The sequence below is a fragment of the Erythrobacter westpacificensis genome, assembly GCF_039542285.1.
Taxonomy (GTDB): Bacteria; Pseudomonadota; Alphaproteobacteria; order Sphingomonadales; family Sphingomonadaceae; genus Alteraurantiacibacter; species Alteraurantiacibacter westpacificensis.
The window spans coordinates 24614-36758 of the sequence record NZ_BAABHV010000022.1 but is presented as its reverse complement, the minus strand read 5'-3'; the positions used below and the strand labels follow the sequence as shown (position 1 = coordinate 36758).

Genomic DNA, 12145 nt, shown 5'->3' with positions numbered 1-12145 from the left:
AGTTTGGACGTGCTCTTCCGGTTATTGTCATTCAGCGGCCGAGTCTCGCCCATTCTGAGCTGTCACCCGCCGAAAGCAGGAAGACGTGCGCATGCAGTCCTCGGCCGGGCTCGGACCGGGACGAGACCGAGCCACCCATCGCCTCGGCGGGCGCGCGCACGATCGCCAAGCCGAGGCCTGCCCCGCCAGCCTGTCGATCGCCTGACGGATCGCGACGGGCATAGGCTGTGCCGAGCGTAGACAGATATTCGGGCACGATACCCGGCCCATCGTCCTCCAACAATCAGCAGGTCTTATCAACTTCCGAGACAATCCTTACGGTCACGTTCGAGGCATGGCGCAGCGCATTGCCGACGAGGTTTCGGAAAATGCGTTCAAGTGCAGTGGGATCGCCCAGCACGTAGCTCGCGGGCGGTGTCGGCTACAAGGGCTTGCGCGGCAGGCCTCGCTCAATCCCGACGACGGCATTGATCTGTAGGAGATAGTGATGCGGATCGGGCACAATATCTACTTTCCGCCCGCGCTTGCAAGACAGGTCAGCGAGTTGGCGATCCGCAAGCGCATTTCTCGCTCTGCGATCATCGAGGCGGCGGCCACCTCCTATATGTCGCTCGATGCGTCCGATCGTCTCGGATCGGCGTTCGCGCGTCGGCTCGACCGGCTGTAACGCTAGGTACAGCGATTGGAGCGCAACACCGGGCTTACGATCGAAACGCTGGCGCTGTTTGTTCGATTCTGGCTCGCGGTGACGCCGACACTCCAGGAGGAAGATCAGGCAAGCGCGCAGGTCAAGGGGCGCAAGCGCTACGATGGGTTGATCGAGACGCTCGGGCGTGGGTCCGCCTCTGGAAGAACTTTGCTCGACGAGATTCCAGAGGACGTTTGGCCGAGGTCATCTTCTGGACACTCCGATCACGACGATTCCGAAAGATACTGGTTTACTCCGCGTAAATCGCGGCCTTTAGCGCTGGTTCGCCACTACTTTTAAAGTGGCCACAACGAACACGTCCATCCACACAAGCCGGAGGCACTATACGCAGGTTTTATGCCGAAATACGTCGGGGTTCAAACCAACGCAATGAAGCTACTGATTTACAAGATATGCGCCAGCTTACGGCCCATTCGGCGGGAAGACGACACCAGTGCGAAGTGCTGCCATCACGAAATCAAGTTCTTTGTCCAGCCTGACGTCTTCCTCGCCATGATATTCGGGAAACATACCGCTCAGTATTTCATAATTCGGCAGAGAGAACAGCAAGTGAAAGACGATCTGAGCGACCTCCGGGAAGTCTGAAAATGCAATTTCCCCGTTTGCATAGCCGTCCTTCAGGATCTGCTCCATAACGCCGGTAACGTCAGCCATCGCCTTGCCCGTGATCTTGTTCTGCAAATTGGGTCGGTAATTGGCAAGCCACGTCAGCAAGGATTGTATGCCGCGCCCTTCTGCGGTGAGCGAGGTTTCTAGAAATTTACGCGCAACCGCTTCGAGGCGCTCGCGAACGGGTCCATTGGCGGGAAGGGTACACATCGGACGGATATGCTTTGCAATACCATAGTCCATCGTCGCACATAGCAATTCATCCTTGGATTCGTAGCGTGCGTAGAGCGTTCGCTTCGAGACGTGGGCCGAAGCGGTAATCGCGTCCATCCGTGCAGCATCGAAGCCCTTCGTGATGAATTCCTGCAGCGCTTTCTGCAATATGTGCTCGCCCAGTTTCTCGGCCTCCTCCTTTGTAGGACGACCGCCGCTCGCGGTTCTGCGGGGAAGCGACATCAATTTTCTCACCATTGCTTTGTTTCGGCCATTTGATCCGCCGCTCAGTATGACGTGGCCTCTGTGGCATTGCCAGGCAAGGCCCCGAATCACGTCGTCCTGTCGAGCGGTTCTTCCTCTCTCGCCGGTAGCACCCATTCATTGACGCCAGGAAAGCTCCGCAGCGGGCAACGCGGACTAATGATGCCCACATGAACGCTTGCCTGCCGCAACGGAAAACGCCATGGTACTGGTGAGTTTGCTTTCTTTCATCGCCGGCGCCAGCAAAAATGGCCTTTTATCCAAGGCAATCTCTCCGATCGATCAGTGAGCCGAGCTCTAGCGGTTGGAATGCAATCTCTGTCATTCGTAGGTTCGTAGGGTTGAAGCCATTGCGGAACTGCGACGGCCAGCGCCTTCCAGATAATATCCAGATCGGACCGATATCGGTTCTCCGTCTTTCTGTCCTTTTATTGCTCGTCGCTTGCGCCGCCTTAACACCGGCTTCCGCTCAAATCGCTCCTGTGGCGGAGCCGATGGCCGAGCAGGCCGCTGCACCTGCTCCCGACCCTTTCAGTCGCGAGACGCCGCGTGGAACGGTGACCGGCCTGATCAGCGCCCTGGCGGCGAAGGACTACACGAGGGCTGCTCACTATTTCCACCTGTCTGCGGAAGAGGATGAGGCTCAACTTGCCGATCAAGGAGCGATCTGGGCCACCCAGTTGCAAGCCGCGCTCGACCAACAGGGAACGCTCCTGCCTTTCGGTGCCTTGTCGAACGAAGCGATTGGGCGTCTCGACGATGGACTGCCGGGCGACACCGAAGAGGTAGGCAGGCTCGGCGGCGAGGAAAACCTGCCGATCCTTCTCACACGGACCGACAGCCCTGCCGGCAGCGAGGTCTGGGGGATTTCGCAGGAGACGGTCGAAGCTCTCGAAGCAGCGTCTTCGGCGGCTACGGATCCGGCTGAACCGGAAGGCGGCGAAAGCGCAGAAGTGGCTGGCGCCCCACTGCTGGACTGGGCTCTCTTGCTCGGGATCGCAGCCGGCAGCTTCCTTCTCTACTGGCTGATATCGGCCGGACTTCTGGCTTTCATGCGGCGCCTCGTGGCCGACCGCGAGAAAAGCGCGATCTATCGCTTCACGCAGGCTGCCTTGCCGCCGCTCAGCCTGTTTCTCGCCGTGGTGACCTTCCACCTGTGGACGGGGAGCATCGAAGCATCCATCGTCGCTCGTCAGACCTTGTTGCGCTATATCGGTATCGTTGGCTGGGTAGCGCTTGCCTGGTTCGGGCTACGCCTGGTCGATGCCGTCGCGCGCGTTACGACCGCTCGGATGGAACGGCAACAGCGGCGACAGGCCGTGTCGGTCGTCCTTCTGCTCAGGCGCGCGGCGAAGATATTGCTGGCTGTGATTGCGATGGTCGCGATCCTCGACACGCTGGGCTTCGACGTGACCACGGGCCTGGCCGCACTGGGTATCGGCGGCATTGCGTTGGCATTTGGTGCGCAAAAGGCGGTAGAAAATTTCATCGGCAGTCTCAACGTGGTCGCGGATCGTCCGGCCCAGGTTGGAGATTTCTGCCGTGCGGGCGATATTGTCGGCACGGTCGAGGATATCGGCATGCGTTCGACCAGGATTCGTACGCTCGAACGGACGCTCGTCACCATACCGAATGGTGATTTTTCCTCCCGCGAGATCGAGAATTTCGCCAAGCGCGACCGCTTTCTGTTCAATCCCACGATCGGCGTCGAATACGGCATCTCCGCCGCCGAGCTGCGCAGGGCCGTGGAGATCATCGAGCAGATTCTGCGTGACCACGAAGCCGTCGACAATGACGGCCTCCGCGCGAGATTCGCCCATTTCGGCGAAAGCTCGCTTGATATCGAGATCTGGTCCTACATCATAGTTGCCGACTACGCCGAAAGCCGTCTGATCCGGCAGGAACTGCTGCTGGCAATTTTCGAGCGACTGGAAGAGGCCGGTCTCGCCATCGCCTTCCCGACGCGCACGGTCCATCTGGTGACGGAGAGCGACTAGCGGTCGCCTCTAGGCTCAGGACCTATTAAATTCCTTGCTATCGAGATGATTGGTTGATTCAACGGGAGCGTCAAGGAGGCGCTGTCGATGGCTTCGAGCTCGCCCTGCGACCGCGTGCAAGCCAGGTCGACAGCTTGCAGGTAATGGATGGCGAACCTTGGCGAGCCATCGAAAGGTCCGAAATGGCGGTCGGGGAGCGTGCTTTGATCGTGATCAGCTATTCGAAGTTTGGCTGAGGCCGCCACTCGTCATCGGCTTCCCTGCTTTCAGGGTTCCTGAGCGGCGGCTGACGGGCATCACTTGTGGTTGATCCCGTCAACAACCGCGCCCCGCGTCCGTAAGTAAACCATGCCCAGGCCCAGTTGACATAGACGACCAGGCGGCTGCGAAAGTCCACAAGCAGCATCAAATGTATAAGTGACCAGACCAGCCATGCGAGAAATCCCGTGAGCCGCAGCCTGCCGAATTGCGCCGCCGCACGCGAGCGCCCGATCACCGCCATGGTACCATAGTCGCGGTAGCGGAAGGCACCGGGCTCGCGCCGACCGGCGATACGGGCCGCGAGCAGCTTCCCGACATATGTGCCCTGCTGCTTGGCAACCGGCGCAAGAGCCGGCAAGGGCTGGCCTTCGCCTGTTTCGAAACTGGCAACATCCCCGATCGCAAAGACGTTTGGATGACCCGGCACCGAACAATCGGACCGGACCGATACAGCACCGTTCCGCGCCTCATCGATTCCAAGCCAGCCAGCAGCCGGACGGGCCTCAGTGCCTGCACACCACAGCACGGCTCTTGCGTCTATCCGCTCGCTACCGAGCACCAAGCCGTTAGCGTCGATGGCTTCGACGGCCGTGCCAGTGCGCACCTCAACCCCCATTGAGGTCAGAGCTTCGGCCGCATAGGTCGAAAGCGCGGGATCGAAACCCGACAGCAAACGCTCGCCCGCCTCGCATAAGACCACACGCGTGTCGCGCGGATCGATGCGAGAGAAATCGCGCGCCAGGGTCGCGCGTGCGAGTTCGGCGATGGTCCCTGCCAGTTCCACGCCAGTTGGGCCGCCTCCGACAATAGCGAAGGTCAGGAGGCGTCGTATCTCCGTGTCGTCGGCCGACTGCTCGGCCTCTTCGAACGCTTCCAGCAACCGCGCGCGGATGGCAAGCGCGTCGTCAATGGTCTTGAGAACCAGCGTGTGTTCGCGCCAGTTGTCCTGTCCAAAGAAGCTTGAGGCCGATCCCGTGGCGAGTAAAAGATAATCGTATGGCAACCGATGCCCATCGCGCAGCAGCACCGAGCGTGCCCTGACATCGACGCCTGCAACCTCCGCCATCAACACACGGAGGTTTGAACCACCGCGCATCAGCACACGGGTGGCCGTAGCGATATCGGACGGCGAAAGCGCCGCAGTCGCGACCTGGTATAGCAGCGGTTGAAACAGGTGATGATTGGTTCGGTCGATCAGCGTCACTTCCGCGGCATGGCCGCGAAGAGCGCGCGCTGCAGCCATGCCGCCGAAACCGGCACCGACGATGACGACCCGGGGGCGGTTCGCCGATTCGGGATGAGACAGGTTCAGCGAAAGCGTTTGGCCTTGCAATTGGGTCTTCCTATTGCGACGAGCGATGATATGTAAACTTATTCGTTTCATTTTGGGCGCATGTCAAAGTCTGATTCGCGCCGAGCCATTTTCAGGCCCGAACCCTTCATGCTGCGCTTATTCGTTTCGCTCATTTTCACATATCTGATCGCAGGTTGCGACAACGCACCCGTTCCGGAGGAGGCCGATCGGCGTCCGGTCAAACTCTACACCGTGGCGGCAGGCGGTCAGGCGAGGACTTACGAGTTTCCCGCGATCATCGAGGCAAGCACATCTTCGGATTTAACCTTCGACGTGCCGGGCAAGATCGTCCGCCTGACGGTGGACCAGGGCGATTTCGTCAGGGCCGGAACGGTGATCGCGCAGCTCGACCAGACCATCGCGCGCAACCAGCTGGTCCAGGCGCGCGAACAGTACGAGGCGGCACAGGATGCATTCCGCCGCGCCGATGCGCTGGTCGGCGAAGGCGCGATTCCGCGGGCAGTGCACGTTCAGCGCGAAACGCAGCGCGACACGGCGCGAGCCGAACTCGACAATGCGCGCGAGCAGCTGGAGAAGACCGTCTTGCGGGCGCCCTTTTCGGGCCGCGTGGCCAGGCGGTTGACCGAGCCGTTCGAATATGTCTCGCCGCAGCAGCCGGTCGTGACCTTACAGACCGCCGGTTCCGCCAAGGCGGTGGTCCAGGTTCCCTCGTCCATCGTTGCCAATACCGACCAGCGGGTCCCGATCAACGCGGCGATCGCGCTCGACAGTCTTCCCGACAGGCGGTTCGCGGCCCGGTTAGGCTCGTTCGCCACCGACGCCACACGTCAGTCGCTCACCTACGAGGCGACGTTCCTGTTCGATCCGCCTTCCGGCGCGCTGATCCTGCCGGGCATGACGGGAACATTGCATGTCGAACTCGATACCGATGATGCCGAGACGCCGGCTGTGCCACTGGAAGCGATCGTTGCGCGTGACGAAAAGACATTCGTCTGGCGCGTGGACCGCAGGACCGGAGCCATCGCGCTGCGCCGCGTCACCGTAGGCAAGGGAGCAGGCGGAATGCTGCCTGTGACTGCCGGCATCGGCCGCGGAGACCTGATAGTGGCTGCTGGCGTGGCCAATCTCGAAGAGGGGATGAAAGTCCGCCCCTACGAGCGGGACTGAGCATGTCGTTCAATCCCGCCGTCTTCTCGATCAGGAATCGCCTGCTCATCCTGCTCGTCATCTTCGGGACGATCGTTGCCGGGATGGCGGCCTATGGGTCGCTGCCGCGCTTCGAGGATCCCGAGTTCACCATCCGCCGCGCTGTCGTGGTAACACCCTATCCCGGCGGATCGCCGATAGAGGTCGCCACCGAGGTCACCCAGCGGCTCGAGCGCGAGATCGGGCAGATGCAGGAGGTGAAGGAGATCGTCTCGACCTCCGAGGCGGGCCAGTCGCGCATCGAGGTGGAGATCAAGTACGAGTTCGGGCGCAACAAGGAACAGCTCCAGATCGTGTGGACCAAGCTGCGCAACCGCGTGGCCGATGCCGCCCGCCTGCTTCCGCCGGGTGCCGGGCCCTCGATCGTCGCCGACGATTTTGGCGATGTCTACGGCATCTTCTACATCCTCACCGCCGATGGCTATTCGCCCGCTGAACTTTACGATTATGCCGAGAGCCTGCGCACCGACCTGAGCGGTGTCGAGGGCGTGGGCAAGGTCGTGCTGTCGGGCGAGCAGCGCGAAGCCTTCTATGTCGAGATCGTGCGCGAGCGGGTCGCCGCGCTCGGCCTGTCGGTGCAGAGCGTCTATCAGGATCTCGCGCGGCAGAATTCCGTCATCGCGGCGGGCAGCGTGCGCATCGGCGACCAGCGGCTGGAAATCGTGCCCACGGGCGAGATCGATTCGGTCGAGGAATTGCGCGAACTGCCGGTGATGACCGGCCAGGAAGGCGCGGTCGTGAGGCTCGGCGATCTCGCCCGCGTCACTCGCGGCTATGTCGACCCGCCGATGCAGATCCTGCGCTACAATGGCAGGCCCGCGGTGGGCATGGGCATCTCGAATGCGACCGGCACAAATGTGGTCGAGGTCGGCGAGGCGATCGAAGCCAAGCTGCGCGCGACCGAGAGCGACCGCCCGATCGGCATCGAGATCCATGAATTCTACCACCAAGGCAAGGTGGTGTCGGAGGCCATCGGCGATTTCGTGATCAATGTCGCGACGGCGCTCGTCATCGTGGTGGTCACGCTGCTGATCTTCATGGGCTGGCGCTCGGCCGTGGTCATCGGCGCCGTGCTCATGCTCACTGTGGCGGCGACGCTGGCCGGGATGAATGCCGGCGGGATACCGATGCACCGCATTTCCCTCGGCGCGCTGATCATTGCGCTGGGGATGATGGTGGACAACGCCATCGTCGTTGTCGAGGGGATGCTCGTCGGCATCCAGCAGGGAAAGAGCAGGCTGGAGGCGGCGCGCGCCATCGTCGGGCAGATGCTGTGGCCGCTGCTGGGCGGCACGCTGGTCGGCATCATCGCTTTCGCGCCCATCGGCCTCGCCCCCGGACAGGTCGCCGAATACACCAATCACCTGTTCTGGGTGGTGATGATCTCGCTCATGTTCTCGTGGTTCTTCGCGATCACCGTGGCGCCTTTTCTCGCCAACTGGTTGTTCGAGAAGGAGGAGGATGCTGCCGCTTCCGGCACTGATCGGGAGACGGAATTCGATGCAGGCCACGACGGTTTCGAGGACGCGGCCGCCCCGCAGCGCGAAGCCGGCCGGATCGGCACCGCCTATCGCGAATGGCTCGCGCGCGCGCTGCGCCATCGCTGGCGCACCATGGGCCTGACCGGGGGGTTGTTCGCCGTCTCCCTCGTGGGTTTCGCGTTCGTGGAACAGGGCTTCTTCCCGGCCTCCACCACGCCGCATCTGATGGTCGATTACTGGCTCCCGGCGGGCACCGATATCGAGCGCACCAGCAGCGATCTTGAAGAGATCGAGCAGGATCTGGCGAAGATGGACGGCGTTACCGACGTTCAGACCATCGTTGGCGCGGGCACCTTGCGCTACAAGCTGGTCTATCAGCCCGAGGCGCCGACATCCTCCTTCGGCCAGATGATCCTGCGGGTTGAGGACGCCTCGACGCTCGAGCGGCTGCAGGCCGATGTGCATGCCTATTTGCAAAAGAACGCCCCCGAAGCGCGCACCAAGGTCTGGCTGTTCGAACTGGGGCCGGGTGGCGGCTCGAAGATCGAGGCGCAGTTTTCAGGGCCAGACCCGGCGGTTCTGCAGGGCCTGGCGCAGCAGGCCAAGGATGTGTTCGCCGAGGACGACGCAGCCATCCTGGTAAAGGACGACTGGCGCGAGCAGGTACCCGTTATCCACCCGCTCTATTCGGAATCGCGCGCGCGCCGCTTGGGCGTCAGCCGCGAGGACGTGGCCGAGGCCTTGCAGGGCACGTTCGCGGGCCGTCCGATAGGCGTCTTCCGCGAGGGAGACGACCTGATTCCGATCATCGCCCGCTCGCCCGAAAGCGAAACGCGCGACGCGCAGAACATGGAAGCAATCCAGGTGTTCAGCGCCACCGGCGTATCGCTGCCGCTGCAGGAGGTGATCGACGGGTTCGAGACGCGCTGGCGCCATTCGCAGATCCAGCGCATCGACCAGCGCTGGACCATCAACGCCCAGGCCGATCCCGCACCGGGCGAAACCGCCAACCGCCTGCTTGAGCGCGTGCGCGAGGATGTCGAGGCGATCGAGCTTCCGGCGGGTTACGATTTCGAATGGGACGGCCAGGAAGGTACCAGCACCGAGGCGATCGATTCGCTGGTCGGCGTGGTCCCGCTCGGCGTCATCGGCATGGTGCTGGTGGTGATTGTGCTGTTCAACGCAGTGCGCCAGCCGGTGATCATCTTCATGATCGTGCCGCTGGCGATCATCGGCGTAACCATCGGCCTGCTCATCACCGGCATCGCGATGGAGTTCATCGCCATTCTCGGCGTGCTCTCGCTGTCGGGCCTGCTCATCAAGAACGCAATCGTGCTGGTCGATCAGATGGATATCGAGATCGGCGAGGGCAAACCGCGTTTCGATGCCATCATTGAGGCGGCCTATGATCGCGCGCGCCCGGTCATCCTGAGTTCGCTGACCACGGTGCTCGGCGTCATCCCGCTGCTGTTCGATGCCTTCTTCAAGGCGATGGCCGTGGTCCTCGCCTTCGGGCTGACCTTCGGGACGGTGCTGACCCTGTTCGTGGTGCCGGTCCTCTATGCAATCTTCTTCAAGGTCGGCCCTGACGAGACCGCAGCCGAGCCACAGGGGGCAAGTTGAACCATGCGCATCGTCCCTCTCACCGCCATGTTGCTCGGCCTGATGCTGGTGTCGGGCTGCTCCCATCCCGACAGAATCGGCGATGGCGCCGTAGGCCCCGCCCGCGCCGCGTTGCCGCCTTTGCCGGAACGCTGGCAGGCAGTCGCCGACGCGGCAGGGCCGGTCGCGGACGGATGGGTCGCCGCCTTCGGCGACCCGCGCCTCGCCGCGCTCGTGGCCGAAGCGCAGGAGAAGAACAGTGATCTTCAGGCCGCCGCGGCGCAGGTCCAGCGCGCCGCAGCACTTGCCCGTCAGGCGCGTTCCGGCCTGCGTCCGGCCGTTCAGGCGGTCGGCCTGGGTTCGCGCAGCCATATCGAGATCGACGATATCGAAATCGGCGGGCAGGCCGGACTGCCGGTGCCGTCCAGCATCGAATATGACAGCACCAGCTTTCTGGGACTGGCGCAGGCGAGTTGGGAAATTGACCTGTGGGGCAGGATCAGCGATGGCTGGTATGCCGCGCTCGAGAACGAAGATGCGGCTCGGGCCGATTATCTTGCGGCCCGGCAATCGATCGCCGCGGGCGTGGCGCGCGCCTATCTGGTCTCGATCGAGGCCGCGCGGCAGGTGGCGCTGGCCGAAGAGGCGGTTGATACGCTCGAACATCTGCATCGCCTGGTGGGTCTGCAGGTCCGCGAGGGCGTCGCGATGGATGGCGATCTGGCACTGATCCGCGCCAATCTCGAACAGGCGCGCGAGGCTCTCGCACGGGCACAGGGCGCGCGACGCGAGGCGATCCGTGCGCTCGAACTGCTGGTCGGGCGCTATCCCGCGGCCGAGTTCGCCTCGGGAATCGACTTGCCGCCCATGCCAACGCCGCCGCCCGCCGGGCTGCCTTCGACGCTGCTCGAGCGGCGGCCTGATCTGGTCGCGGCCGAGCGGCGCGTCGCCGCCGCACTGCATGCCGAGGACCAGGCCGGCAAGGCGCGCCTCCCGCGCCTGTCGCTCACGGGGTTGGCGGGCGCGGTGTCGGACGCCCTCGAAAACATCTTCGATCCTACCGCGACACTGTTCAGCATTGGTGGCAATGTCGCGGCGCCGATCTACCAGGGCGGCGCGCTGGCTGCCGGCGAAGACGTTGCCGATGCCGAACTGCGCGCGGCGATCGCGCAATATGCCGGCGCCGCGTTGGCCGCTTTCGAAGAGGTGGAAACCGCGCTCGACAGCGGCGTGGTGCTTCGCCGCCGCCGGGACGCGGCCGCCATCCGCGTGCGCGAGATCGAGGAAGCGCTCAGGATAGAGGATCTGCGGTACAGGGTCGGCGAAAGCAGCCTGCTCGATGTGCTTCAGATCCGGCAGCAGGCAATCGCGGCGCGCAGCGATCTGGCGACGATCGAGCGCATGGAACGCGAGCAGTTCGTCACGCTCAATCTCGCGCTCGGCGGAAGCTGGAACGCGCCGGAGGCTGACCCCCCAGAGATTTCCGAGAAGGATGGCGATGCGAACCCGTAAAGAAATCCGCTTGGCCAGGGTGCCGGGACAGGCCATCGACCTGGTGCGAACGCTCGTCCTGGGAGTGCTCGGCCCCGCATTGCTGCTTGGCGGTTGTGCGAGCTTCGACCGGCAACCGTTCGTGGCCGCGCAAATCGAAGCCGCGCACGCGCCGGATTCGCCGCAAATCCGCTATTGGGCCAATTCCCCAAACCTGTTGACACAGATCTCGATCCCCCAGCCACCGCCGGGCGAGCCGCTGCGCGTGCTCGCGCTGTCGGGCGGTGGGGATGACGGGGCCTATGGCGCGGGCTTCCTCAACGGATGGTCGCAAACCGGCGAGCGACCTGAATTTGCTGTGGTCACTGGAGTCAGCACCGGGGCGCTCATCGCCCCCTTCGCGCTGCTCGGGCCGGACTACGACGACGAGCTGAAACGCGCCTATACCGAGATCACGCCCGACGACATCTACAAGGACCGCTTCGCGCTGGCGATCCCGTTCTCGACCAGCGTCGCGACGACCGGGCCGCTCGAGGCACTGATCGCCCGCTTCGCCACCGATGCGGTGATCGACGCGGTCGGCGAAGAGCATCGCGAGGGCCGGCGCTTGTTCGTCGGCACCGTCAGCCTCGACCGCCCCGGCAATGCGATCTGGGACATGGGCGCGATCGCGGCGGACGATGCGCCCGGTCGCTATGCCCTGTTCCGGCGCATCCTGCTCGCCAGCAGCTCGGTCCCGGTACAGTTCCCCCCGGTGCTGATCGAGATGGAAGCGCATGGAGAGCGCATCAGCGAACTCCATGTCGATGGCGGCGCCATCGCCACTCTGATGGCCGCTCCGCCGGTGACCAACGATCAGGCGTTGCAGGAGAGCCAATCTCCCATCGAACTCTACCTGCTTGTGAACGGCAAGATGGCAGGCGAGTGTCCCCCGTCAGCACCTATGGCACAGATTTGAGGTTGTGATTTAAGGAGGATTTGGGCTTCGTCGTAGTGA

10 protein-coding genes are annotated in these 12145 nt (G+C 63.2%); 7 read left to right on the top strand and 3 right to left on the bottom strand.

All coding sequences use genetic code 11. The annotated features are described in order from the left end of the window. Positions 1–31 precede the first annotated feature (31 nt). A complete protein-coding gene (locus tag ABFX23_RS15290; RefSeq protein ID WP_346033854.1) occupies positions 32–283 on the bottom strand; it encodes an ATP-binding protein in 252 nt (83 codons plus the stop codon). 204 nt (positions 284–487) lie between these two features. Here ABFX23_RS15290 and ABFX23_RS15285 point away from each other — a divergent pair, with 204 nt between their 5' ends. Continuing rightward, positions 488–667: a ribbon-helix-helix domain-containing protein gene (locus ABFX23_RS15285; protein ID WP_240484756.1), complete on the top strand. Its 180-nt coding sequence runs from the start codon at positions 488–490 to the stop codon at positions 665–667. Positions 668–682: 15 nt separating this feature from the next. After that, positions 683–988, top strand: coding sequence for a hypothetical protein (locus ABFX23_RS15280; protein ID WP_346033853.1), 306 nt, complete (start codon positions 683–685; stop codon positions 986–988). A 123-nt stretch (positions 989–1111) separates the two neighbouring features. Here the strand turns inward: ABFX23_RS15280 and ABFX23_RS15275 are convergent, their stop codons facing one another. Beyond that, positions 1112–1912, bottom strand: a complete 801-nt coding sequence (locus ABFX23_RS15275; RefSeq protein ID WP_346033852.1) for a TetR/AcrR family transcriptional regulator — start codon at positions 1910–1912, stop codon at positions 1112–1114. A 131-nt stretch (positions 1913–2043) separates the two neighbouring features. Between ABFX23_RS15275 and ABFX23_RS15270 the strand changes: the two genes are divergently transcribed. Beyond that, complete coding sequence (locus tag ABFX23_RS15270) at positions 2044–3792, top strand: mechanosensitive ion channel family protein (protein WP_346033851.1); 1749 nt, start codon at positions 2044–2046, stop codon at positions 3790–3792. A gap of 217 nt (positions 3793–4009) precedes the next feature. Here ABFX23_RS15270 and ABFX23_RS15265 read toward each other — a convergent pair whose 3' ends face one another. Further along, a complete protein-coding gene (locus ABFX23_RS15265; RefSeq protein WP_346033850.1) occupies positions 4010–5437 on the bottom strand; it encodes an NAD(P)/FAD-dependent oxidoreductase in 1428 nt (475 codons plus the stop codon). A gap of 57 nt (positions 5438–5494) precedes the next feature. On the opposite strand from ABFX23_RS15265, the gene ABFX23_RS15260 reads away from it, so the two are divergent. The 4 genes from ABFX23_RS15260 to ABFX23_RS15245 are packed head-to-tail and all read left to right on the top strand — an operon-like array spanning position 5495 to position 12106. Continuing rightward, positions 5495–6535: an efflux RND transporter periplasmic adaptor subunit gene (locus tag ABFX23_RS15260; protein ID WP_346033849.1), complete on the top strand. Its 1041-nt coding sequence runs from the start codon at positions 5495–5497 to the stop codon at positions 6533–6535. A 2-nt stretch (positions 6536–6537) separates the two neighbouring features. Continuing rightward, positions 6538–9678, top strand: coding sequence for an efflux RND transporter permease subunit (locus ABFX23_RS15255; protein WP_346033848.1), 3141 nt, complete (start codon positions 6538–6540; stop codon positions 9676–9678). 3 nt (positions 9679–9681) lie between these two features. After that, positions 9682–11169: an efflux transporter outer membrane subunit gene (locus ABFX23_RS15250; RefSeq protein ID WP_346033847.1), complete on the top strand. Its 1488-nt coding sequence runs from the start codon at positions 9682–9684 to the stop codon at positions 11167–11169. Next, positions 11156–12106, top strand: a complete 951-nt coding sequence (locus ABFX23_RS15245; protein WP_346033846.1) for a patatin-like phospholipase family protein — start codon at positions 11156–11158, stop codon at positions 12104–12106. Before ABFX23_RS15250 ends, ABFX23_RS15245 begins: the two co-directional genes overlap by 14 nt. The last annotated feature ends 39 nt before the right edge of the window (positions 12107–12145 follow it).

Bases quoted from the DNA above. Each gene is read 5' to 3' on its own strand.
- ABFX23_RS15285 (WP_240484756.1), top strand. From the start codon at position 488: ATGCGGATCGGGCACAATATCTACTTTCCGCCCGCGCTTGCAAGACAG.
- ABFX23_RS15275 (WP_346033852.1), bottom strand. From the start codon at position 1,912: ATGGGTGCTACCGGCGAGAGAGGAAGAACCGCTCGACAGGACGACGTG.
- ABFX23_RS15270 (WP_346033851.1), top strand. From the start codon at position 2,044: ATGGCCTTTTATCCAAGGCAATCTCTCCGATCGATCAGTGAGCCGAGC.
- ABFX23_RS15265 (WP_346033850.1), bottom strand. From the start codon at position 5,437: ATGAAACGAATAAGTTTACATATCATCGCTCGTCGCAATAGGAAGACC.
- ABFX23_RS15260 (WP_346033849.1), top strand. From the start codon at position 5,495: ATGCTGCGCTTATTCGTTTCGCTCATTTTCACATATCTGATCGCAGGT.
- ABFX23_RS15255 (WP_346033848.1), top strand. From the start codon at position 6,538: ATGTCGTTCAATCCCGCCGTCTTCTCGATCAGGAATCGCCTGCTCATC.
- ABFX23_RS15250 (WP_346033847.1), top strand. From the start codon at position 9,682: ATGCGCATCGTCCCTCTCACCGCCATGTTGCTCGGCCTGATGCTGGTG.
- ABFX23_RS15245 (WP_346033846.1), top strand. From the start codon at position 11,156: ATGCGAACCCGTAAAGAAATCCGCTTGGCCAGGGTGCCGGGACAGGCC.